The organism is Prosthecobacter sp., from assembly GCF_044378005.1.
GTDB lineage: Bacteria > Verrucomicrobiota > Verrucomicrobiia > Verrucomicrobiales > Verrucomicrobiaceae > Prosthecobacter.
Genome location: NZ_JBILYB010000015.1, coordinates 23,239 through 46,940, shown reverse-complemented (window position 1 = coordinate 46,940; position 23,702 = coordinate 23,239). Strand labels below are relative to the sequence as shown.

The window sequence follows — 23,702 nt, the reverse complement described above, 5'->3', positions numbered from 1 at the left end:
TTCCCTTGCCACCTTCGGGGCGCGCCATAGACTCCGCGCCCACCCCCATGGAGGACGACATCCCCAAAGACATCCCAGAAGACATCGTGAAGGAAGCCTCAGGCGGCATCCCGACACGTAAAACGCTGATCGAGCGATTGGACAATTGGTCCGACTGGTCGAGCTGGGATGAGTTTTACCGCACCTACTCAGGTTTCGTCTTCCATGTGGCCCGCAAGTCAGGGCTTAGCGACGATGAAGCCAACGATGTCGTGCAAGAGACCTTCATCGGCGTAGCGAAGAACCTCCAAAAGAAGAAGTTCGACACCAGCCTGGGCTCCTTCAAATCCTTCCTCCTGAATCAGGCGCGCTGGCGCATCCTGGATCAGTTCCGCCGCCGCAAGAAGCAGCAGAGCCGCGAAGCCAACCTCTATGCCGACGAGACGGACGAGCGTCGTACCGCTCCCATCGACCGCTGCGCCGACCCAAATGGTATGGCGCTGGAAAAACTCTGGGACAAGGAGTGGCAGGACAAGGTGATGGACATCGCCCTGCGCCGTGTGCGTGCGCTTGTCTCGCCACGTCAGTTCCAGATCTTCTCCTGTTATGTCCTCAAAGGCTGGAGCCCGGAACGGGTGAAAAAAGAGCTCGGCGTCAATGCTGCGCAGGTCTATCTGGCGAAGCATCGCGTGGGGCGCATCCTTAAGCGTGAAGCCGCCAGACTTTCGGAAGAAGATCAATGAACAAGAGCTGACGGGCGATGACCAGGGCAGACTAACCATAACACAATAGTTACGACACATTTCATGTTGCGCTGTCATCCGTAGCCGCCACCTTCTACCCCGTTTCCCGCCCTCAATACAAACCAGATATGCGCCGCCGATCCAATCCCCTTTCCGAACGTAACATCAAACGCATCGACACTCGCCCTGACGCTGCCAAGCAGACTCACGGCTTCCAAGTTTGCATCTCCCGCGATGGCGGTCTGCACACGAAGCATTTCTCAGACAGCCTGTTCGGCGGCATCAAAGGTTCCATCAAAGCTGCTCGTGCTTATCGCGACACGATGCTCGCAGACATGCCTCCCCTGGAGGCCAGCCGCATCGCCCACACGACGAACAAAAAGAACAAGAGCGGTCACGTCGGCATTTCCTACCGCAAATACAAGACCTCGAAAGGCAAGCTCACCCGCTTGATCGCTGTCTCCGTTCGTGCCGAGAAGGGCAGGACTGTTTCGAAGGTTTACCGCTACACGAAGGAAACTCATGACGCCATCCTCAAGGAGGCCATCGCCTTCCGTGAGAAAATGCTCATGGATCGTCTGAAGCGCGAAGGTGGCGTGGCTGGCATTCTGAAGGCCGCAGCCAAATTGCCGCCCGTGGAAAAAGCTGCCCCTTCGAAGAAAAAGAAGGCTGTCGCATCCCGAAAAGCAGCCCCAGTGAAGAGGGCCTCCGCCGCCAAAAAACTTCCCCCAGCAAAGAAGAAGGCAGCTCCAGCCAAAAAGACGGTGAAAAAAGCCGCCAAAAAAGGCCGCAAGTAATTCTCTTTAACAGACTGTCATCCATCCCGCCCGACGAAAGTCAGGCGGGATTTTTTTATGGTTGGTGCCGACTGTCCGCCGGGACTGCATGAATCCATGACGCCATCAATTACCCAGAAAGCCATCGATCGCCCGCTTAAATCTGTTGGGCTGCTCTTCGGTTTGCGGTGTGTAGCGCCCGCCAGCTGGTGAACGGCCAAAGTTGCGGCTGCCGGAACTGCCGGAATTTATGGGGGCTGGCATAGTCCAGGCGAGATTGTCAGGCTCAGTGGAAAGCTGGAGCGCGGCCAGTGTGGGTACATCAAGCAATCCTGTGGGGCGCAGGCCGCTCTTGGCTTGGAAGAGCTGGATCGCGTTGTGGGTGCCTTTCCCTTCTTTGCCATCGACGGTGGAGGTGTAGAGGCTCTTCTCCTTGAGCAAGGTCTGCGCACGGAAAAGCAGGTAGCGTTTGCCTGTGGCGGAGTAGTTCGTGAACGGCACGGTGGGAAACATCTGCTCCACCGTCCAGAAGCCCGTCGGCGGATCGGCAACGATGGGCTGAAGATGAATCTGGCTGGCGATGTCCAGTGGTGGCACATAGCCAGGAGGCAAAGGCACACCGGTCGTGGGACCAGGTGGCGGCACGACTGCTGCTGTGGCACTCGGCACTGCAGCAAGCATGGCCGGAGGTGCAGCCGTGGGTATCGGCACGATGGCCGCAGCAGAGCCGAACGCTGGCGGGATCGTTGAAGCCGGGGATGCGGCAGTGACCACCGTGCCTGCGGATGCAGCGGGCATGGCTGGCGAAGGCGAAGGAGCCGCAGGAGATGGTTTGATCGTCGGCGCTGGTGGCGTGCTCGCAACCACTGGAGCAGGTGCGGGCATGGCCGGGGTCGGGGTGGACACCACTGGTTTCGGCGCAGGGGTTGGTTCGGCCGGCTTCGGTGTTTCCGCAGACTTGGTTTGAGCCACTTCGGGCTCTTTCTTCGGTGTTGGCTCGGGTGCCTTGGGTTCTTTGGCTGGGGCTGGCTTTGCCTTCTCCTCTGTCGATGAGGGCTTCTGAACGATGACTGGAGGCACCTCCGCAGGCTTGTCTTTTAAAAAGAAAGCGGCACCACCACCCAGCACCACCACGGCAGCGGCGGCTGCGGCCCAGGGCATCGAACTCTTTTCCGCTTTGGCCGCGGGGGAGGAGCGCTGAGTGTTGGCAAAAGTCATCGAGCGTGAGGTTCCCGTGCTGGCTTTCAGGCCGAGCATCTCCGCGAGCATACCTGCGCAGGTCGGGCGCTGATGCGGGTCTTTGTTCAGACATGCGGCGATGGCATCCTCCCACAGTTTCGGGAGTTCTTCCTTGGCCTGCACCTCCAGTTCCTTGCGGCGCTCGGCCACCGTGGGCGGGATCTTCGAGTTGATCTGCATGGGCAGATCACCGCGATAAAAGGGCGGCTTGCCGGTGAAGAGTTCGTAAAGCGTCGCACCGAGCGAATACACGTCATCCGTCGGCAGTGGGCGTTCGCCCATCGCTTGCTGCGGACTCATGTAGGGCAGCGTGCCGCTGGCACCCGAGTTTGCCACCGAGAGCCGGCTCATCGTGTCCGAAAGGCTGCGCGCGATGCCGAAGTCGGCAATCTTTGCCACCGCATCCTTCGTGGTGATCATGATGTTTGCGGGCTTCAGGTCGCGATGCACGACCTTCCGCTGGAAGTGCGCATAATCGAGGGCATCACACACGCCGACCAGCCACTTGGAAACTTCCTCCGTGGTGAAAACGCCGCCCTCGGTGCCGAGACGCACTTCGGACAAAGTCTTGCCATCGACAAACTCCATCGAGATCGCCGCTGCGTCTTCATCATCCACGAAGTCATAGATGCGCACGATATGCGGGTGGGAGAGTTCCAGGCCCCGCCGCGTCTCGGTCTTGAGTTCCTTCACTGCCGCTGGATCGAGACCGATCAGGCTCGGCAGGAATTTCAGCGCCACCGGACGTTCCAGCTTCAAATCATCCGCCAGCCACACCACCCCCATGCCACCGCGACCGAGCACGCGGTCGAGCTTGTAGCGGTTAAAGATCGTCATACCCGAGCCAGGCATCTTCACCACGATGGTGCGGTCCATGTAGTCTTCAGCACCGGAGCCCGTAGTCATGGTATTGAAGGCAGCTGCTGCCGATGGCAGGTCAGGTATGGTTGGTAGAGATGATGGAGAGTTTGGTTCCATTCGTGGGCCGGGAGATGAGGTAGCCATTCTAAGTGACCACTGTGACACTGTCCACCCGGCAAAACGCTCGACGTGGGGGCAAAAGACTCATGAAAGCCGCCGCCCTGCCAGTGTGTAGTTGAAGCATGACTTTCTCTCAAGGCCTCAAACGGCTCCTCACCCTCTTCCTCCTCGCCAGCCCCGCTTTGGCCAAGGACGAAGGCCCCAAGCCTATCCCCTGGTCCTTCGCCCCGCTTCGCCGCCTCGACCCACCTGCGGTGAAAGATACCTCCTGGCCTCGCACCCGGATCGACCACTACATCCTCGCCAAGCTCGAGGCCGCCGGGCTCAAACCCGCCCCTCAGGCCGATGCCCGCACCCTCAGCCGCCGACTCGCCTTTGACCTCACCGGGCTTCCACCGCAGAGCCAATCTCAAAACTCCGACCCCAAATCTCAAATCGCCACCTTCCTCGCCTCCCCCAACTACGGCGAGCGCTGGGCACGCCACTGGCTCGATCTCGCCCGCTACACCGACATCACCCCCGACTGGCTCGACTCCACGAAGTTCGCCTATCTCTACCGCGACTGGGTCGTCCAGGCCTTCAATGACGACATGCCGTACGACCGCTTCGTCGTCCGCCAGCTCGCCACTGATTCCCTCCCCGAGGCCAGCCCGCGTGACTTCGTCGCCATGGGCTTCATCGGCCTCAGCCCCACCTATTTTAAAGAACTCCAGCTCCCGCCCGACATCATCCGCACCACCGTCGCCGATGAATGGGAAGAGCATGTCGATGCCATCGGCCGCACCTTCCTCGGCCTCACGCTCGCCTGCGCCCGCTGCCACGACCACAAATCTGACCCCATCACCGCGCAGGACTACTACGCCCTCGCCGGCGTCTTTGCCTCCGTGAAGCAGACCGAGCTGCCCACCATGGACACGCAGTTCTGGAAGCCCGTGGAAAAAGCCCGCGCCGAAGTCGCCGCCCTGGAAAAGCAGATCGCCGAGCTGAAAAAGAAGAAGCCCAAGGACCTCGCCGAACAAACCAAAGCCCTCCAGGCCAAGATCGACGCCCTCAAGACCTCCACGCCGCACTACGCCATGCCCATGGCCAATGCCGTCGTCGATGCCGCGCTCTACGTCGTCGAAGCCGACACCAAAAAAGGCACCAAGCTCGACTACAAAATGGGCATGGCCCGCGATCTCGAACTCATGAAGCGCGGCAACCCCAACGACATCGGCGATGCCGTCCCCCGCCGCTTCCTCTCCGCCTTTCCGTCAAAGAGTGGCCGACCGCGCCAGTTCAGCACCGGCAGCGGTCGTTTGGAGCTCGCCCAGGCCATCGTCGAGGACGCCGCCCCGCTCACCGCCCGCGTCATCGTCAACCGCGTCTGGAAGCACCACTTCGGACGTGGCCTTGTGGATACTCCGAGCGAGTTCGGCAACCTCGGCGAAGCCCCCACCCATCCCGAGTTGCTCGATGACCTCGCGGGCCGCTTCATCGAAAACGGCTGGTCCTTAAAGTGGCTCCACCGCGAGATCCTGAACTCCGCCACCTGGCAGCAAAGCAGCCTCGCCGCCGAGAGCGAACGCCGCGACCCCGACAACAAACTCTACGCCCGCATGATCCGCCGTCGCCTCGACTGGGAATCCTGGCGCGATGCCGTCCTCACCGCCACCGGCGAGCTCGACCTCCGATCCGGCGGCCCCGCCGCCTCCATCAGCGATGCCAAAAACCTCCGCCGCTCCCTCTACGGAGCCTCCGACCGCCAGGACATGGACCCCATGCTCCGCATCCACGACGTCCCCGATCCTGGCGCCCACAACCCCTGGCGCACCGAGACCATCACCCCGCTCCAGGGCCTCTTCGCGTTAAACTCCCCCTTCATGCAAACCCGCGCCGACACCCTCGGGAAGTGGATTCAGTCCCAAGGTGAAAACCGCGTCCCCCTCACCTACGCCCGCCTCTTCCAGCGTCTCCCCACCGAGCACGAACTTCAAGCCGCCCACCGCTTCCTCACCGGCCGCGAATCCGACCCCGCCACCTGGTCCCAATACGCTCAAGTCCTCCTCGCCGCGAACGAGGTCATGTTTGTGGATTGAACCCGAGTCACCGAGGCATTCCTGCCCGAGGAACTTCGACATTCGAGTTGAGGACGAGGCCGGCATACCGGGCAGGGTCCATCCACATCGTGCAGGGCTTGCCCTGCGAACTCAGCCTTGCCCAAACTGCCAGACCGTGGCTTATCTCCCGCCCCCTCGTTCCCCTGCCCCTCGCCAGGAGGACTTACGCACCTTGGCCCCCGCCCCTCTCCGCTTGTGAATATCCGCCGCCTCTCTGTCGATGTCCTCGAATCCTGGCAAAAAAGCCCCCGGTTCGCCATCGACCTCCTTGATGACAAAGTCCGCCAGGCCGCCCTCTCCGGGCCGAACGCAGCCTTCCTCCACGACATCGTCCTCACCACCCTGCGACACTTGAATCTGCTCGATCATTGGATCGAGCAGTTGACCAACGGCAAGCACCTCGACCACCGCACCCGCTGGATCCTCCGCGTCGGCCTCATCCAGCTCCTCCTCCTTGGAGTCCCCTCACACGCTGCTGTCAATGAAACCGTCGCCGCTGCCGGACGTGCTGCCGCCTTGGTCAATGCCGTCCTCCGCCGCGCCGGACGCGAGCATGACAAGCTCCTCGCCCAGCGCCCAACCTTGCCGCTCGCGGTCGCCTATTCCCATCCCGAGTTCCTCATCCGCCGCTGGATCAAGATCATGGGCAAAGACAAGGCCGAAGCCCTCTGCCAGTGGAACCAGAGCCTCGCCCCCACCTTCGTACGCATCAATCGCCTCCACGACGGAGCCGACGAGCGCCTCGCCAAGCTGCCCGGCCTCACCCCGCATAACGAAGAAGACTTCTTCCAGTGTGAAAACACCCCTCGCGAAGCCTTGAAACAAGGCCTCTGCTACGCCCAGGACCCGAGCACCGCCATGGCTCCGCGAATGCTGGCCCCACTGCCCGGCGAAACCGTGCTCGATGCCTGCGCCGCCCCCGGTGGCAAGACCGCCATCCTCGCCCAGCTCATGTGTGGCGAGGGCAAGCTCTTCGCCTGCGACAGTTCCGCCACCCGCCTCTCCCGCCTCCGGGAAAACCTCACCCGCCTGCACGCACACATCGCCCAGGTTCATCAGCACGACTTCCTCTCCGACAGTCCACCACCTTTCGGTTCCCTGCTCTTCGACCGCATCCTGCTCGATGTCCCCTGCTCAAACACCGGCGTCATGCGCCGCCGCATCGACGTCCGCTGGCGGCTCAGCGAGGATGAGTTTGCCCCTCTCGCCCAAACTCAGCGCGCCATCGTCGAGTCCGCCCTTCGTTACCTCAAGCCCGGTGGCACCCTCGTTTACAGCACCTGCAGCATCGACCCCGAGGAAAATCAGCAACTCGTCAAAGCCGTGCTCGCCGCTCATCCCGAGCTCGAACTCGCCGAAAGCCGCCTCCTCTTCCCCCCGAAAGACCTCACCGATGGAGCCTATGCCGCGCGGCTCGTCCGCAAGGCCTGACCTAAAAACCGAACCGTTCATGATCTGGGGAAGCTTTGATGCCTGCCTCGTGACATGATCCGCAACACCGGGTGCCTCCGCTGGGGTGGTTTTTTCCTTTGCAAGGCTCCCGGCTTCCCCCTATAACCTCGCCCTCCGCGCCGGGCATGGCTGGTGCGGACCGTCTTCTTTTTCACAATCCCTCCAAAACATCCTTCGTCATGGGCCAGATCTACAACAACATCGTCGAAACCGTGGGCCGCACTCCGCTGGTGAAACTGAACAAAGTCACCGCCGGGCTGAATGCCACCATCGCCCTCAAGTGCGAGTTCTTTAACCCCCTCGGCAGCGTCAAAGACCGTATCGGCCTGGCCATGATCGAGGACGCCGAAGCTCGTGGCATCCTGACCAAGGACACCCTCATCGTCGAACCCACCAGCGGGAACACCGGCATCGCGCTCGCCTTTGTGGCCGCCGCCAAGGGCTACAAACTCGTCCTCACCATGCCTGAGACCATGTCCACCGAGCGCCGCACATTGCTCGCCCTGCTGGGCGCGGACCTCGTGCTCACTCCTGGAGCCCAGGGCATGAAAGGTGCCATCGCCAAGGCGGAAGAGATTTTGAAGAGCACCCCGAACGCGTGGATGCCGCAGCAATTTGAAAACCCGGCCAACCCAGCCATCCACATGAAAACCACCGCCGAGGAAATCTGGGCGGACACCGATGGCAAAGTGGACATCCTCGTCGCCGCAGTCGGCACAGGCGGCACCATCACCGGCTGCTGCGAAGTGCTGAAGCCCCGCAAGCCCAGCTTCCAGGCCATCGCCGTCGAACCCGAAGCCTCCCCGGTTATCAATCAGACCCTTGCTGGCGAACCTGTGCAGCCCGGCCCGCACAAGATCCAAGGCACAGGTGCTGGCTTCGTGCCAAAGAATCTCCACCTCAAAGACGCCGCTGGAAACGCCCAGATCGTCGAGTGCGTGAAGGTCAGCAACGACGAAGCCTTTGCCATGGCCCGCCGCCTCGCCGCTGAAGAAGGCCTTCTCGTCGGCATCAGCACCGGTGCCAACGTCTGCGCCGCCATCCGCGTCGCTCAGCGTCCGGAGAACGCCGGCAAACTCATCGTCACCATCGCCTGCTCCACCGGCGAGCGCTACCTCTCCACCGCCCTGGCCGATGAAGCCCGCGCCAAAGTGGGTGCTTGATTCCAACTTTCGTTATTCCTTTCCCCAAACGCCCCCACATGTCCCACGGAGCCCCCATCACCGCCCCCCAATCCCTACCCGCCTGGGAACAGTTTCTCGAAAACAACTTCAAGAAGCTCCTCATCCTCTTCATCGCCGTCGTCATCTTCCTCGGCATCTATGGAGCTGCACGTTACTTCGGCCATCGTGCAGAGGTGAAAGCCGGTGAGGCCTTTGCCGCGGCGAAGACCGTGGAGGACCTGGATCTCGTCATCCAGTCCCACAAAGGCAGCGCCGCTGCCGGAAGCGCCCTTCTCCAAAAGGCCGACCTCCTCTGGGAACAAAACAAGAAGAGCAGCGCAATCGACGCTCTGCGTGAGTTCGTGAAGAGCCATGGAGACCATCCCCTGATTGCTCAGGCACTGCTCGGCCTCGGCTCCAAGCTCGAAGCCCTCGGCCAGCGTGGCGATGCCAAGCCCGTCTTCGAGCGCCTCGTCAATGAGTTCGGCAAAACCGATCTCGCCGCCCTTGCTGAACTCCGTCTCGGCGATCTCGCCTGGGCAGAAGGCAAGGAAGAAGAAGCCAAGAAGATCTACGAAGGCCTCCCCGCCAAGTTCGCCGGAGTCAGCGCCGACAACGCCTTCATCCCACAAAGCGAATCCCGCCTTGAGTGGATCGCCGCCAAGCTGCCCACCATGGAAGTCGATGGCCCGCCGAAGCCCAAGGTCGAAGCCCCCGCCCCTGGAGCCCCCACGATTCCAGGGATACCCCAGTTGAAACTCAACGGCGCCAGCGGAGCCCTGTCTCCCACCGTCACCCCTGGCGGCACCTCGCCCGTGATCAACCTCACCCCTGGCGGCACCAGCGCCCCAGTCACCGTCACCCCCGGTGCCACCATGCCAGCTCCAGCCGCCCCTGCTCCGGCACCTGCCACCGCTCCCAAGATCGAAGTGAAGCCCGCCCCTGCCCCCGCAGCGCCAGCAGTTCCGAGCATCGAGATCAAACCCGCCCCCGCTCCAGCTACTCCTGCACCAGCAGCCGCACCAGCCACTCCGGCACCGGCACCCGCTGCTCCCGCAAAGCCTGCGGGTCAGTAGTAATCAGCAGGCCGCAGCAAACGGAGACCGAACTTCCGAGTTCGGTCTCAACGTGAAGCCACCTTTGGGGAACGAGCTTGGAAGTTCGTTTTACCTCAGGGCTCGCAGCCGCATGGAAATCGCCAGACACCAGGCCGAATCCAAACCACGCTGCTCGTCTCCGCGCCTCACGCTTCCCGGCACTTCACATCCTTCAATTGCAGATCCAGCGCCGTCCCGGACATCTGGATCTCCACGAGTGACAGCGTCAGCGAGCTTAGCATCAGCACCAGACTCACCCCAAAGGTCACCTGCCCGCCCGCCTGCCGGCCAAAGAACAGCAGCGTCATGCTCACCACGCAAAACATCAGGCTTAGCACCCCGAGGGTTTGCATGTTCTTGATGATCTGGATGCGCTTCCGCAGATTCCTGATCTGCGCCAGCAGCAGCGGCTCCTGCGTCGTCTGCCAGCTCGCATGCAGCCCCCGCACCACACTCGCCAGTCCCAGGAACCGGTTTGTGTAAGCCAGCATCAGCAGGGAAATCGCCGGGAAAAGAAGTGAGGGCGTGGTGAGCGGGAGGTCAGGCAGGGTCAGGCGAGGGATGGTGGCAGAAGGTTCGCCGTTCCCAGTTTGGAAACAACCACCAACCACAGTCACCCATCCAAACCTTTGCAGCCCCTTCAGCTCACGCTGCCAGCGTTTCGTAAAAGTGCTCGAAGACGGCTTCCACCTTGAGACAGGAGACATTCAGAGGCGGAGCGGCAGGAAAGAGACCTTTCTCTGGGAATACCGGTGGGCGAGGGTGCACACAGAGACCCTTCTGAACGAAGTTTCGAAATTGCCTTCAGAAACCAGAAACTAGAAACTTCACCTCACTTCCCCGCCGCCTTCTCGATGAGCTGGAGGAACTCCCCGCGATAACCAAGAGCATCACTGCCTTTGCCGTCACGAGCGAGCTGGCGGACGACATCCCAGGTGAGCTGGCCGGCGTAGCTGGACTCGCGGAGCAGCATTCCGAAACCGGCGACGGCGGCGGTGAATTTGAACTCGGGGCTGGCCTTCTCGATAGCGCGGGCGTCGTCATTGAGCGGGACTTCGAGCAACTTGCTGGTGGTGCCTTCGGGCTCTTTGTAGCGGAGCTTCACGGTGAGGGCTTCTTTGGACAAGGTCGCAAACGAAGCTGGAGGTGGTGAAGCAAGCTGCTGGGCTTCGGGCTGATACTTCAACTTGTCCACGATGGGCTGAGGTGCGGCTCCGGGCGGGAGATTGGTGGGGACGAGTTCATACAAGGCGGTGATGCTGTGACCGGCACCGATCTCTCCGGCGTCCTTGGTGTCGTCATTGAAATCTTCTTTGGCGAGCAGGCGGTTTTCATAACCAATGAGGCGATACTCGCGGATGAGGACGGGATTGAACTCGACCTGGATCTTCACGTCTTTGGCGATGGTGACGAGCGTGCCCTGCATCTGCTCGACGAGCACTTTCCGAGCCTCGCTGACGCTGTCGATGTAGGCGTAATTGCCGTTGCCCTTATCGGCCAGGGTTTCCATGGTGCGGTCCTTGAGATTGCCAGTGCCAAAGCCGAGCACGCTGAGGAAGACGCCGCTGCGGGCCTTCTCGGTGATGAAGCCTTCCAGCTCTTTCGGGTCGCTGATGCCGACATTGAAGTCGCCATCTGTGCAGAGGATGACGCGGTTCACGCCACCCTGGATGAAGCCGCTGACGGCCTGCTCGTAGGCGAGCTTGATGCCCGCACTGCCAGCCGTGCTGCCACCGGCCTTGAGTCGCTCGATGGAGGCGATGATGTCCGCTTTCTGCATTCCATTCGTGGAGGGCAAAACGACCTCGGTGCCACCCGCGTAGGTGACGAGTGAGACGCGGTCGCTCTCGCCGAGGCGCTCGGCCAACATGCGCAGACTGCGCTGCACGAGGGCGAGCTTGTCCTCGCTGTTCATGGAGCCCGAGACATCGACGAGGAAGACGAGATTGCTCGGCTTGCTGCCAGCGGCCACATCGCGGCCTTTCAGATGAATGCGTGCCAGTCGATGCTGCGGCTGCCACGGGCAGGCGGCCATCTCCGCCTTCACGGCGAAGGGCTGCTTTGCGTCCGCCTCCGGCGCAGTCTCGCTGCTGGGGAAGTAGTTGATGAGTTCTTCCACGCGCACCGCATCACGCGGCGGCTTGGTGTTTTGATTCAGGAAGCGGCGGACGTTGGCATACGAGGCAGTATCCACATCAATCGAGAAGGTGGAAAGCGGCTCCCGAGCGACGCTGACGAGAGCGTTTTCGGTGATGGCGGTGTAGGACTCGGTGTTCGGCTGTTTCGTGCTTATGCGAGGTTCATTCAGATCGACGAATCCCGTCAAGCCGCCATTGATCACAGTGCCACCGGAGTAGGTTGTCGTGTCGCCGAGCGTGGTGGTGCCAGCTCCGGTTTTCACGAGGCCGCCAGAACCGATGACCGAGCCATTGCCAGGAAACCTCACATCCGCAGAGGCCAGCATGGGCATGGGGGAGGCTGGGGCAGGAGCCTGGTTCGCAAAGCCGACTGGAGCAGACATGGCTGACATCGGACTTTTTCTGGTAAATGCATCAGTGGCTCCAGGGCTTAGCGTTGCAATTTTTCCAGGCGACACAGGAGTCTTGAGATCAACGGGCGCTTGTGTCGCACTCATGTTGGCGACTTGGCTGGTGGCCGTGGTCAGCTTCTTCACGGGTGCTGGCGGTGCTCCGATGGATTTCGGAATGGCAGCAACGGATCTCTTTTCTTCCAGCACCGTCACTCGGACCTGACCAGCGTCTTTCACAGACAGGCCTGCGATTGTGTTTCCCTTATCAGCGGCATCGTTCAAGTAAACTGCCGCCGCACCACCCATCACGACCACCGCTGCGGCAGCGGCCATGGGAATCGCGGGGCGCTGCCACCAGCGGAGGGGCTTGGGCTCGAAACGTGGTTTGCCGGAAAGGAGTGGCGTAGCTTTGGACGTGGTAAACTGAGCCCGCTGTTCGGTCGTGAGCGCCATGGATTCATCCCGCAGCTCGCGGGTGAGGAAGGAACAAAAATTCTTCGTGGTCTCGGCGGTCTCCTGCACGGCGGGATCAGCGCTGAGTTCGGCTTCGAGCCGGGCCTGTTCTTCGGCGCTGAGTTCGTTCAGCGCCCAGGCGGTGAGGTTTTCGGGTTTCATAAGCGAAAAAGAGGAGAGTTAGAGGGCTAGGGCGGGCTCGGTGGAGCACTGCGGATTGGCTTCGTGTTCCTGCCACTTGGTGCGCAGGCTCTGGACGCCGTGGTGGATGAGGTAGCCGACGTTGCCGATGCTGGTTTTCATGACTTGGCTGATCTCTTTGTAGTCGAGGCCGGAGATGAATTTCAAGGCGACGGCTTCGCGCTGTCGGGTGGGGAGTTTTTCAATCAGGCTGCGGAGGGTGGCGGCGGTCTCGCGGGACTCCAGATCATCGCCGGGGCGGGGTGAGGTGGAGGCTTCGTGGTCGAAGGAGTCGGTTTCCATGACGATGAGGCGTGAGTGTTTGCGCTGATGGTCGAGGGCGCGGTTTTTGCAGACGGTGAAGAGCCAGGGCGCGAGCCGGTCGGGATCGATGCTGGCGATGTTTTGACTGAGCTTGAGGAAGACGTCCTGCACCACATCGCGCGCTTCTTCGAGATCGCTGGTGTAGCTGTGAGCGTAGCGGATCAGCGGTCGCTCAAAGCGCTCCAGGGCGGCGAGGAAGAAGGTGTGCTCGGCGTCGTGCATGGGGGCGGGTTCGGAAGGCATGACGGTGAGACACGCGGGTTCTTGGGGCGCGTGCGATCTTTTTTAACGATGTGGAAAACTCACTCCTCCTCGGGATCGGCACCGCGCTGGAGTTGGCGGATGAGTTCCTTCACCTTGTGGGCCTGACGGATGTCGCTGAAGCGGACTTCGATCCCGGCAGTGCCGGCGGAGGAGACATCGAGTGTACCCAGCCGCAGCACGATGCCTTTGAATCCCTTTTCCCAGACATCGAGGCTGCGGATGTCGCAGATACGCACTTCTTTGGAACTGCGCCCCATGATGCCCCAGACGTATTCCACGCGCTCATCGGTCACGATGTAATCATGGGAACTGCGTGCGATGCTAACCCCGATGAAAATGGCAATGCCGCTGAGCCCGGAGATGAGCGCGTAGGCTTCATCCATGCTGAAAAGCATCCCAGCGGCAAAGAGGCAGAGCAAGGTGAGAAAGAGACCCTTCCAATAACTGAACCAGGAGGGGTGGCCGAAGTGCCAGATGCGCTCGCCGCTTTCGGTATAGCGGGGTCTTTCCTCCTCTTCTTCTTCCTCGATTTCCTCCTCGGGATCTTCTTCGTCCTCCGGCGGAGTCTCGTCGATCTCGTGAGGATCATCGGCGCGGAATTCCTGATACGCAGGGCGGTCCACTCGCGGTGGCGAGCTGGCACGTGGAGGCCTCATGCCGCTGATGACCTCGCCCACGGTGTGATCGCGACCCGTTTGCACATCGGTGCAAAGGTCCCCGCGAGCCAGCGAACTGCGCTCGACGAGGGTGTAAAGGTCCTCCTTGGACAACAGGCCCGGAAACGCAGGGTGGTTGTGGAGGAGGTAGCGCATTGGGAAATGACGAAGCTCGAATGACGAATGACTAAGTCTCGATCGGCGGCGGCAGGAGATCCTGGCGCTTCATCAATTCGGGGACGCGGAGGAGCAGGAGTTCGCCCTTCGGTGTGCGGCATACTTCGCCGAGGAAGGGCGTGAGGCGGTCCGTCTCGCCGATGGCGGTATGCACGAGCCCGGCGATGAGACGCTCGTCATGATGGCCGCCAGGGAAGATATTGGTCACTCGAAACATCACGACGCCGTCATCCCAATCGAGTTCGAAGTTCCCGATGTTCAGCTCTTTGTTCGTACGCATGAGCAGCTCAGACACCGCGAGGCGATGCGTGGTGGGCACGGTGAGCGTGGTGCGGGCCACGACGCTGGCGATGCCCGCCTCCCCATGGATCTGCACGTGCAATGGAACCTTGGCATGATGCGCCTCGAAGTTGGCCTCGATCACCTCCATGCCCGCCACAGGCTGATAGGCCCAGCCTTGGGCTTTGAAGGCGGACAGTGTGGCAGTGTAGAGCGCGGTGGGCATGACATGCTGATAGCGTCTCGGGTGGGGGAGCTTCAAGCTCCATTGTCATCACTCTCTTCTGAGAGTGGTCGGGGCGGCGAGATTCGAACTCACGACTTCTTGCTCCCAAAGCAAGCGCTCTACCAGGCTGAGCTACGCCCCGAAACCGTCTTCCAAAGTTGAAAGCGGGCTGGATAGTGGGGCGCAATGAGCATCGTGCAAGGAGAAAGGCATCTTTGTGATGATTCTCTGCGGAGATTTGACGTTTTCCCCCGCCTCGCTACCGGCTCGGATGCTCAGATCGACAGACAGCCGCATCCTCGTCACCGGCGGAGCCGGATTCATCGGCAGCGCCCTCGTGTGGGAACTCAACCGTCGTGGTTGCGAGAACATCGTGGTCAGCGACCGCCTCTGCACGGATGAAAAGTGGCGCAACCTCGTGCCGCTCAAGTTTCATGACTACATCGACGGTGGTGATCTGGAGCAGCGCGTGCGCACCAACCCAGAGTCGCTGGGCAAATTTGATGTCATCCTGCATCTCGGTGCCTGCTCCGCGACGACCGAGAAGGACGCTGACTACCTGATGCGGAACAATTACGAGTTCACGAAAGTGCTCGCCGAGTGGTCGCTGAGCAAAGACAGCCGCTTCGTCTATGCCTCCTCCGCCGCCACTTATGGTGATGGCTCGCTGGGCATGGATGACACGATGACGGACCTGCACCGTCTGCGTCCGCTGAACATGTATGGCTACTCGAAACACCTCTTTGACCTGCATGCGCAGCGCACCGGCATGGCGCAGCGCATCGTGGGTATGAAATATTTCAACGTCTATGGCCCGAATGAAGACCACAAGGCGGACATGCGCAGCGTGGTCCACAAGGCCTACGGTCAGATCCTGCAAACCGGGAAGGTTCAGCTCTTCAAGTCTGACCGTCCCAACTACAAGGACGGCGAGCAGATGCGAGACTTCCTTTACGTGAAGGACGCCATCAAAATGACCCTCCATCTCGCCTCCGATCCGCAGGTCGGTGGTTTGTACAATCTCGGCTCCGGCGAGGCCAACACCTGGGTGCAACTCGTCACCGCCATCTTTGCCGCACTTGGCAAGGAGCCGAACATCGAGTTCGTGCCGATGCCCGAGCATCTGAAGGCGAAGTATCAATACTACACCTGTGCGGACATCGCCCGCCTGCGTCAGTCAGGCTATGCGGAGCCACTTTTCAGTCTGAATGACGCCGTTCGCGACTATGTGCAGGGCTATCTCACCGGTGACAAACGCCTCGGCGATGAAGCCCTGTGATTTCTGCGGTGCACCTGAGGCAACTCTCGTAGCGGATCAGCACATCTGTGATGACTGCTACATCGCGCGTGGTTCCTGCTGCGCGGGTGAGTTTGAAGAAGAGTCGAAGCCCTGCGCTGCGCCTGAAACGACGGAGTAATCAGTGCGAAAGGACGATGCAGTTCGCCAACAAAGCCCGCAGGTAGGAGGCGATGCCTTCAAATGCGGTCTTGTAGGGTGAGTCTGTCAGGCAGACGAGGTCGGCGACCGCATCATCAAGCATCGCCTGGGCGAATTTCACCGCGCGTTCGATGGCTCCTTCGTAATCGGCGATTCCGGCGAGAATGGAGGTGTCCATCGGTTCGCCTTGGAGGAGCATTTTGTTCAGCTTCTGCTTCTGTGCGTCCGTGGCATCCATGAGGAGATACAGGATGGGCAGGGTGAGCTTGCCTTTGATGAGGTCGGTGCGGAGGGTCTTGCCCACCTTCTTCTCATCGCCGACTAGGTCGAGGCAGTCGTCGTAGATTTGATATACGGTGCCGAGCTTCATGCCGAAGCCATGGAGCGCATCCTGCACGTTTTGCGGCACGCCATTGAGACGGGCACCGAGTCCGGCAGCGGCGGCAAAGAGAGCCGCAGTTTTCATCTCGATCATCTTCAGGTAGTCGGGCACCGAGAGATTGAGGTCGAAGCGACGCTGTGTCTGGAGGATCTCCCCGCTGCAAACATCACGCGAAGCCCTGGCGATCTGGCGGCAGACCTCCACATCCTCGAAATCAGTGGCCAGCTCCAGCGCGTAGGCAAAGAGCGCGTCGCCAAGCAACACGCTGAGCGAGTGTCCCCACTTCGCCGCAGCCGTGGGCATGCCACGCCGGGTGGCGGCACCGTCCATGATGTCGTCATGCACGAGGGAGGCGATGTGGACGAGTTCCAGGATCACCGAAAGGCGGGTGTGGTGGGCATTTTTTCCGCCAGTGGCTCCGCCTGCCATGAGGGCGAGCGCGGGGCGGATGCGCTTTCCGGCCGTCTGGCAGACATAGGCCACATAACCCTCGACGGCTGGATCAAAAGCCTTGGCCTGATCACGGATGGCAGCCTCGACCACCTGGAGATCCTCACGAATCAACTCGAAAGGAAACACTGGAGCGTTGGCGGTGGGGGGCGGCGTGGCGGTCATCGTCTCGTGGCGGAAGTGGGGTGGTGAATGATCACCCCGGCTGGCCTTTCCAGTCGCGCAGTGTGATTTCTCCGTCAAATACGAGCTTCAAGGAATGCTTGGGCAAACTTTCACCTGACGCGTCAGCCTTTGAAAGTTCCGCAGACCTCACAGTCCTTCCGGCGGGGCAGTTTGACCCGTCGAAAAGCCATGCGACCGAGGTCCATGCAGAGCATTTCTCCGGCCAGCGGTTCACCGAGACCGGTGATGAGCTTGATCGTCTCCATCGCCCCGATGCAGGCGGCGGTGCCCGACACCGCCCCAAAGACGGGGAACTGCCGCTTCCAAGTCTCCGGCACCTCCGGGACGTAGCAGGCCAGACAGCCCGTGCGCCCAGGAATGAAGGTGGTCACGCTGGCCTCCAGGGTGTGCATTGCGCACTCGATCATGGGTTTGCCAGCACGGCGGGCGGCGGCATTCAGCGCTAGACGCTCCTGAAAGAGAGGCGCGGCATCCACCACGAGATCGGCCTGGGCCACGAGGGCATCGGCATTCTCATCCGAGGCATTTTCGGCCACTCCGATGATTTCACAGTCGGGATTCAACTCCCTCAGCCGCCGCACAATGGACTCCATGCGCACCTCGCCGACATGGGCGCGGGTTTGCAGAAGCTGTCGGTTCAGGTCCGCCAGCTTCAAACGCCCCCCGTGAGCGAGCACGAGCCTGCCGACCCCGGCGGCGGCAAGCTCCAGCGCCACCAACCCACCCAGCCCGCCGACACGCGAGATGAGCACGGACGCGGCTTTGAGTTTGCGCTGCCCTTCTTCGCCAATTCCGGGCACCCACATCTGCCATTCATAGAGGGAGCGGTCGGTGTCGGTGAGTTCAGGAAGCATGGGCGGGCGATCAACGCTGCGACATGGATGGATGTTGCGCTGCCGTCAAACCGGTTGCCTCTCCAGGGAAACGACGCTTTGTTCCCCCATCCATGAAACGCTCCATTTTTCACCTCCTCACGGTGCTCACGATTGTCTCCGGTCTCGTTTCCATCCACACCGCACAGGCCCAGGCGGCCAAAGCTGGTGTGCAGGAATTCGATCCCCAGGCCTTCCCCGGCCAAGTCGTGGATGACGTCGTCGTCCCCGTGCCGAGCGAGGTCTTCAGCGTGTTGGACAAACTGGGTGAACCCAACTGGCAGCAGGAACTCCGAGAGATCGACTTTCCGAAGACGGGCGACCGCACCAAGCTGGCACTTCAGTTTGGCATGACCGTGGCTGAGGGCTTCGTGGCCGTGCAGGCCGAGGATAAAGAAACCGTCAAAGACATTGGCCGCGATGTCATCGACCTCGCCACCGCCCTTGGATTGATCAAATCCGTTCGCCCTCATGCTCAGGCCATCCTGGACGCCGCCGACAAAGGCGACTGGGCCTCCATCCGCAAGGAATTCGACCAGACCCAGAAGACTGTGCGCGACACGATGGAGCAGATGAAGGACGCCGACCTTTCCCAATGCGTCAGCATGGGCGGCTGGCTGCGCGGCACCGCCAGCGTGACCTCAGTGGTGTCGAAGAATTTCAACCCTGACCGCGCCGAGTTGCTCAATCAGCCGATGCTCGTCGAGCACTTCATCTCCACCATTGGGAAAATGGGTGGCAGCGTGAAAGAGCACGGCAATGTCTCCGACATCTCCAAGGGTCTCAAAGACATCCTCGGCAAGATGGAAGGAGCCGTCGATGGCTTCACGAAGGATGCCGTGCGCGACATCGGCAAGACCTGCGACACACTGCTCGCCGACATCACTTCTGCGAAGTAACTCGCAACGCCCGGCCACCCCTGCCCATCAAACGCCATGCGTCTCCATACCCGTTCCCGCGCCTTCGCTCTCGCCCTTGTGGCTAGCTTCGCTCTGCCTGCCTTTGCCACGGTGGATGATGCCCACAGCTTTGCCATGGAGGCAGCGGTGCCTTTCGTCGAGCAGGGCTTCATCGTCCGCGAAGACTACTGGAATGGCGAGGTCAAGAGTGGCCAGAAGCTCATGATCAAGCACCAGATGTTCAAGGGCAACGAGTACGCTTTCTGGCTCGGCAGCGCGAACGAAGACGTGACCTTTGAACTGAAGGTCTATGATGACAAAAACAAGGAGATCACCATCGACGCGAAGTCAGACAAGATGTTTGCCAGCGCACGGGTGAACCCTCCGAAGACCGGCACCTACACCATCGTCTTTTCCGTGACTTCGAAGAAGGAAAAAGGCCTCTACTGGGCACTGGCATACGGGTATCATTGATCTGGCGAAACACGCTGATCTTTGATCGCAGCGCCCATGTGGCATCGTTTCTAACGCCACCACCATGCTGCGCCACACGCTCCTCCTTCTTTTCTGCCTCTCGCAGGCGACTGCCCAGCAGCCAGCGACTCCACCGCCGGCGATGACTGAGTATGAGGGCCGTGTCATCGCCCAGACCATGCACTGGCAGGGCGCGAACTGGCTCATCCGCAACAAGCGCGAGCGTGAAGAGGGCACCACCAAGATGCGTGAGGAACTGCGCCTGAAGCCCGGCATGGCCGTCTGTGACATGGGCAGCGGCAATGGCTACCACACCATCCCCTTTGCCGAAGCTGTGGGCCCGACTGGCAAGGTCTATGCCGTCGATGTGCAGCCCGAGATGATCGTCATGCTCAACGAGCGCGTGAACGAAAAAGGCATCACCAACATCGTGCCCATCATCGGCGAATACCACGATCCGAAGCTTCCGCCGAACTCCTGCGACCTCATCGTGCTCGTCGATGTGTATCATGAGTTCTCTCATCCTGTGCCGATGCTGGATGGCATGAAAAAGGCGCTCAAGCCCGGCGGCCAGATCTGCCTCGTCGAGTTCCGCGCAGAGGACGACACCGTACCCATCAAGCCCGAACATAAAATGACCAAAGTGCAGGTCACCAAAGAGATGAACGCCAACGGCCTGAAGCTGGCTCGTGAGTTCGACGGACTCCCCTGGCAGCACATGATGTTCTTTGAGCTCGCTGCCAAAGGTCTGTGATCAGGAAATCTGACCGTGCGTCGTGGATTTCATCCGTCCGTTGGATACGATGTAAAACATCAATGGTTCGGCACATGGCGGACACTGTGAAACAAAATCTTCACATCACGATTTCGTTTCCGAGTAGATGACGACGGCGGGGGTGAATTGCGCAAAGGGCGGAAATGTCGGCAGCGATGCACGACATGCAGATTCAACAAACCAACTATTACCGCACTTATGAAACATCACCCACGCTGGCTCGAAATCGCCATGAGCTCCGCCCTCATGGTCGCCCCGGCTCTTCAGGCCGGAACCAACACCTGGTTCACCCCGCTGACCCAGTCCGCCCCCGTCGTCACCCCGAATGCCGTGGAGGAACTCACTTCCCCATGGGTCGCTCCGGCCGGCATTACCCAAACAAACTGGGTGAGCCTGCGTGAAGTGGAAGATCAGGTTCTTAGCGCAGGTCAGTCCATCGTCCGTGTTCCCGGCGCAGGCACTAGCGCTTCCATGATTGACATGCTTGCCTGGCATCCCTCAGGCACTCATATCTTCCTCCCTCACGAAACGCCCATTGGCGCTGGTGTGACCCGCTATGACATCGCCGCCAACAAGGCCGAAATCCTCTTCGCCGGTGACCGCCAGGGCGCTGGCACTGTCGCCAGCTGGGCCAATGACTACGGTGCCTTTGACCCCTGCCGCTGGACTCCGAACAAGACCCTCTTCCTCGCCGAAGAATGGTCCGGCCTTGGCCGCGTGGTTGAAGTCCTCAATCCGATGGCTCCTGCCAATCAGATCCAGACCCGTGTGCTGAACAGCATCGCCAACGTCTCCCACGAGGGCATCAACTTCAGCGCCAAGTACAAGAATACCATCTACTTCATCGACGAGTGGAATTCCGGTTCCATCTATAAGTTCGAGATGAGAACTGTGGGTGACTACACCGTGGGCCAGACCTTCGTGCTGAGTGTGGATGCTTTCGCTACCTCCGGTGGCAACGCCGCCCTCAACTACAATCAAGGTGCCAACGCCACCGCCACTCGCTTTGGTGCCGCCACCTGGGTTCCCCTCACGAACCTGGTTGGTGTGCCGCTTCCTGGCGTGCCAGACCCCTTCCTTGATGGCCTTGCTGGCAGCCCCACCCTTGGTGGCCGCGCCGCTGCGGATTTCGTGGGCGGCACTCCCTATGGCCGTCCAGAGGACATGATTGTCAGCCGTCTGGCCAATGGTAATGAAGTGCTCTACGTCACCACCACTTCCGAACAGGCCGTCATCTCCATCGAGATCACCAACCCTGGCAAGGCCGGTCGCTTCCCTGGCACTGCCATCGTCCGCACCTACGTGTCCAACAGCGGCACGCCAAAGAACGACGGATTCGCCCCCACCACGGCTGTGCTGAACGCCCCGGACAATCTCGCCTTGGACGCAGCTGGCAACATCTACGTCATCGAAGACGCCCCTAACAACGATAACGCCGGTGGTGACATCTGGTTCGTTCGCGACATGAACAACGACGGCGTGGGTGATTCCCTCGACCACTTCCTCAGCATCCGTGCTGATGGCTGTGAAGCCACCGGGATGATCTTCAATCCAGCGATCCCCACCGAGTTTGTCGTCGCCGTTCAGCACCCGGATAGCACCAACCTCACCAACGTGCCAAACGGTCTCGGTGACGCTGTCTGGTCCTTCAATCTCAGCGGCATCCCAAACACCGGCTTCGTCCAAGCCCTGAACAAGGGTGCCTTCCGCTTCATCACCAACCAGTGATCCTCGCGTTTGCCACAAGATGAGCCATCCAGCTCACTCGTGATCCCTGAAGGGGCGGTTCCAAACGGGGCCGCCCCTTCCTCTCTGTCATCCAGATTCCACAACCAGTTCCGCGCCCACTCTCAACCTCTTCCCATGATGCGTCATCTCTCCGTCTCCACATTGCTTCTTCTAGCCTCATCGTTGATTCTGCCATTGACCGCAGACGCCCAAGAAGCAACGCCCGTCTATCAGGAGATTCTCGATGCCCTGCGCCACTTGGACGATGTCCTGCCCCCGGTTCCGGACACGCATCCCGTCAACACCATTTTCAATCGCGAGGCCGTCGTGCCGTCCCAGTGTTACACCCGCACCGAGGCCCGCTCCAATCCCTGCTACGTCTGCCATCAGGACCCGATCGAAGGCCGGGAAAATGTCATGAGTGATGCCGACCTCCAGGAGGCCTACAGCTTCAGCGATGAAGGCATGATCAATCATTGGAAGAACCTCTTTGAAGACCGCTCCAAGCGCGCCGAGGTCATCAGTGACGAGGAAATCCTGCGCTACGTTTCTGAAAACAACTACTCCGAGCTCGCCAGCCGTCTGAAGGAGAAGGAGTTCAAAGGCTGGATTCCCGATTTGAAGGACCTCCAACTCGGTGCCGAAGCCTTCGATGAGCACGGCTTTGCCAAAGACGGCAGCCATTGGGTGGCCTTCAGCTACAAGCCCTTCCCCAGCACCTTCTGGCCGACGAATGGCTCCACGGATGATGTCATGATCCGCCTGCCAGCGGCCTACCGCACGCGCAAGGACGGCAGCTATTCCAAAGACGTGTACCGGGCGAACCTCGCCATCCTCGAAGCCGCTATCAAAGGAACGAAACGTATTGGCACCCTGCCGGTCGATGAAAAAGAAATCGGACTGGATCTAGATGGCGACGGCCAGCTCCAGACCATCACCGACATTCAGAAAGTCACCTCCTGGGTCGGAGCAGCGCAGCCTCAGTTTCTCGAAACCCACCTTTATCCCGAGGGCACCGAGTTTCTCCACACCGTGCGCTATATCGGCGTCTCGCCTGATGGCACGATTGGCGTCTCCACGCGCATGAAGGAAGTGCGCTACATGCGCAAAGCCAAGGCCTACGGCAAAGCGATGTACGGACGCAAATACGACCTCGAAGCCATGGAGAAAGAAAGGGGCAACCTGCCGGCCTATGTGAGCATCGGCCAGTACGGTCTGGACAATGGCAATGGCTGGGCAATCCAAGGCTTCATCGAGGACCGCCGGGGCCGTCTGCGCGGCCTCACTCATGAGGAAAACTTCTCCTGCATGGGCTGCCACAACTCTGTCGGCTCCACCATCGACAAAACCTTCAGCTTCGCGCGCAAGATGGATGGCGCGACAGGCTGGGGCTACATCCGCCTGAAGGACATGCCTGATGCTCCGAGCAAGGGGGAGACCAAGGGGGAGATCGAGACCTATTTCTCCCGCGTCGAGGGAGGCAGTGAATTCCGCAACAACGACGAGATGAAGGCCCGCTGGTTCAAGGCCGATGGCACTCCTGACGCCGAAAAGCTGGCCAAGGCACGCGATGTCTATGATCTCATCACGCCTTCGCCAGCGCGCGCGCTCGCCCTCAACAAAGCCTACCGCACCATCGTCGAGGACCAGGACTACCTCTTTGGCAAGGACACCGTCCTGACACCTCCGGTGAATGTCTATGACAAGATCGACAACAAGACAGTTCCCACCCTGCCGAAGGATCGAATCTTCAAATACAACATCATCCTCGACTGGCCCCAGGCCGCCCCGGTTCGCGATGCCGAGACCAGTAAAAAGTAGATCGCGGGCATCCTGTCCCATTCGCATGATTAATCGCCACGAGGCCGTTGCCAGCCTGC

At 60.6% G+C, this 23,702-nt stretch carries 21 protein-coding genes and 1 tRNA gene; 13 read left to right on the top strand and 9 right to left on the bottom strand.

The features are described 5' to 3' along the window. Positions 1–47: 47 nt before the first annotated feature. Together AC6FTP_RS05380 and AC6FTP_RS05375 are read left to right on the top strand one after the other, a co-directional pair. Complete coding sequence (locus AC6FTP_RS05380; RefSeq protein ID WP_497202485.1) at positions 48–722, top strand: sigma-70 family RNA polymerase sigma factor; 675 nt, start codon at positions 48–50, stop codon at positions 720–722. 128 nt (positions 723–850) lie between these two features. Continuing rightward, entirely contained in the window at positions 851–1,519 is a 669-nt protein-coding gene (locus AC6FTP_RS05375; RefSeq protein WP_497205877.1) for a hypothetical protein, read from the top strand. A gap of 105 nt (positions 1,520–1,624) precedes the next feature. On the opposite strand, the gene AC6FTP_RS05370 is transcribed toward AC6FTP_RS05375, so the two are convergent. Continuing rightward, positions 1,625–3,643 (bottom strand): protein kinase domain-containing protein, encoded by a 2,019-nt coding sequence (locus tag AC6FTP_RS05370; RefSeq protein ID WP_497205876.1) that lies wholly within the window; start codon positions 3,641–3,643, stop codon positions 1,625–1,627. 197 nt (positions 3,644–3,840) lie between these two features. On the opposite strand from AC6FTP_RS05370, the gene AC6FTP_RS05365 reads away from it, so the two are divergent. The 4 genes from AC6FTP_RS05365 (at position 3,841) to AC6FTP_RS05350 (ending at position 9,508) form a co-directional block, all read left to right on the top strand. Then, positions 3,841–5,796, top strand: coding sequence for a DUF1549 and DUF1553 domain-containing protein (locus tag AC6FTP_RS05365; protein ID WP_497205875.1), 1,956 nt, complete (start codon positions 3,841–3,843; stop codon positions 5,794–5,796). 216 nt (positions 5,797–6,012) lie between these two features. Further along, entirely contained in the window at positions 6,013–7,248 is a 1,236-nt protein-coding gene (locus AC6FTP_RS05360; RefSeq protein WP_497205874.1) for an RsmB/NOP family class I SAM-dependent RNA methyltransferase, read from the top strand. A gap of 200 nt (positions 7,249–7,448) precedes the next feature. After that, complete coding sequence (gene cysK / locus AC6FTP_RS05355; protein WP_497205873.1) at positions 7,449–8,432, top strand: cysteine synthase A; 984 nt, start codon at positions 7,449–7,451, stop codon at positions 8,430–8,432. Positions 8,433–8,470: 38 nt separating this feature from the next. Beyond that, a complete protein-coding gene (locus AC6FTP_RS05350) occupies positions 8,471–9,508 on the top strand; it encodes a tetratricopeptide repeat protein (RefSeq protein ID WP_497205872.1) in 1,038 nt (345 codons plus the stop codon). Between the two features lie 167 nt (positions 9,509–9,675). Here AC6FTP_RS05350 and AC6FTP_RS05345 read toward each other — a convergent pair whose 3' ends face one another. The 6 genes from AC6FTP_RS05345 to AC6FTP_RS05320 form a co-directional block, all read right to left on the bottom strand. Beyond that, positions 9,676–10,236: a DUF2721 domain-containing protein gene (locus AC6FTP_RS05345; protein WP_497205871.1), complete on the bottom strand. Its 561-nt coding sequence runs from the start codon at positions 10,234–10,236 to the stop codon at positions 9,676–9,678. A 125-nt stretch (positions 10,237–10,361) separates the two neighbouring features. Continuing rightward, positions 10,362–12,674: a vWA domain-containing protein gene (locus AC6FTP_RS05340; protein WP_497205870.1), complete on the bottom strand. Its 2,313-nt coding sequence runs from the start codon at positions 12,672–12,674 to the stop codon at positions 10,362–10,364. An 18-nt stretch (positions 12,675–12,692) separates the two neighbouring features. Beyond that, the gene (locus AC6FTP_RS05335) at positions 12,693–13,259 is read right to left on the bottom strand and encodes an RNA polymerase sigma factor (RefSeq protein ID WP_497205869.1); all 567 of its coding nucleotides are present in this window, start codon (positions 13,257–13,259) and stop codon (positions 12,693–12,695) included. Positions 13,260–13,318: 59 nt separating this feature from the next. Beyond that, positions 13,319–14,092: a PH domain-containing protein gene (locus tag AC6FTP_RS05330; RefSeq protein ID WP_497205868.1), complete on the bottom strand. Its 774-nt coding sequence runs from the start codon at positions 14,090–14,092 to the stop codon at positions 13,319–13,321. 31 nt (positions 14,093–14,123) lie between these two features. Next, positions 14,124–14,618 carry a type III secretion system chaperone family protein gene (locus AC6FTP_RS05325; protein ID WP_497205867.1) on the bottom strand — a complete coding sequence of 165 codons (495 nt, stop codon included), beginning with the start codon at positions 14,616–14,618 and terminating at the stop codon, positions 14,124–14,126. Between the two features lie 65 nt (positions 14,619–14,683). Beyond that, positions 14,684–14,760: transfer RNA gene (locus AC6FTP_RS05320), tRNA-Pro, on the bottom strand. 129 nt (positions 14,761–14,889) lie between these two features. On the opposite strand from AC6FTP_RS05320, the gene rfaD reads away from it, so the two are divergent. Both rfaD and AC6FTP_RS05310 read left to right on the top strand, forming a co-directional pair. After that, positions 14,890–15,897 carry an ADP-glyceromanno-heptose 6-epimerase gene (rfaD, locus tag AC6FTP_RS05315; protein WP_497205866.1) on the top strand — a complete coding sequence of 336 codons (1,008 nt, stop codon included), beginning with the start codon at positions 14,890–14,892 and terminating at the stop codon, positions 15,895–15,897. Next, positions 15,884–16,036, top strand: a complete 153-nt coding sequence (locus AC6FTP_RS05310; RefSeq protein ID WP_497205865.1) for a hypothetical protein — start codon at positions 15,884–15,886, stop codon at positions 16,034–16,036. The genes rfaD and AC6FTP_RS05310 overlap by 14 nt, the downstream gene beginning before the upstream one ends. On the opposite strand, the gene AC6FTP_RS05305 is transcribed toward AC6FTP_RS05310, so the two are convergent. Then, the gene (locus AC6FTP_RS05305) at positions 16,037–17,053 is read right to left on the bottom strand and encodes a polyprenyl synthetase family protein (RefSeq protein ID WP_497205864.1); all 1,017 of its coding nucleotides are present in this window, start codon (positions 17,051–17,053) and stop codon (positions 16,037–16,039) included. It lies immediately after the preceding gene. A gap of 122 nt (positions 17,054–17,175) precedes the next feature. Continuing rightward, a complete protein-coding gene (locus tag AC6FTP_RS05300) occupies positions 17,176–17,928 on the bottom strand; it encodes a HesA/MoeB/ThiF family protein (RefSeq protein ID WP_497205863.1) in 753 nt (250 codons plus the stop codon). Between the two features lie 92 nt (positions 17,929–18,020). Here AC6FTP_RS05300 and AC6FTP_RS05295 point away from each other — a divergent pair, with 92 nt between their 5' ends. The 5 genes from AC6FTP_RS05295 to AC6FTP_RS05275 all read left to right on the top strand — a co-directional run bounded on the left by AC6FTP_RS05295 (position 18,021) and on the right by AC6FTP_RS05275 (position 23,643). Further along, positions 18,021–18,845: a hypothetical protein gene (locus AC6FTP_RS05295; protein ID WP_497205862.1), complete on the top strand. Its 825-nt coding sequence runs from the start codon at positions 18,021–18,023 to the stop codon at positions 18,843–18,845. Between the two features lie 36 nt (positions 18,846–18,881). Beyond that, positions 18,882–19,319 carry a hypothetical protein gene (locus tag AC6FTP_RS05290; RefSeq protein WP_497205861.1) on the top strand — a complete coding sequence of 146 codons (438 nt, stop codon included), beginning with the start codon at positions 18,882–18,884 and terminating at the stop codon, positions 19,317–19,319. A gap of 64 nt (positions 19,320–19,383) precedes the next feature. After that, entirely contained in the window at positions 19,384–20,073 is a 690-nt protein-coding gene (locus tag AC6FTP_RS05285; protein ID WP_497205860.1) for a class I SAM-dependent methyltransferase, read from the top strand. A gap of 219 nt (positions 20,074–20,292) precedes the next feature. Beyond that, positions 20,293–21,822 carry an alkaline phosphatase PhoX gene (locus AC6FTP_RS05280; RefSeq protein ID WP_497205859.1) on the top strand — a complete coding sequence of 510 codons (1,530 nt, stop codon included), beginning with the start codon at positions 20,293–20,295 and terminating at the stop codon, positions 21,820–21,822. Positions 21,823–21,957: 135 nt separating this feature from the next. Beyond that, a complete protein-coding gene (locus AC6FTP_RS05275) occupies positions 21,958–23,643 on the top strand; it encodes an Aq_1262 family (lipo)protein (protein WP_497205858.1) in 1,686 nt (561 codons plus the stop codon). Positions 23,644–23,702: the final 59 nt, after the last annotated feature.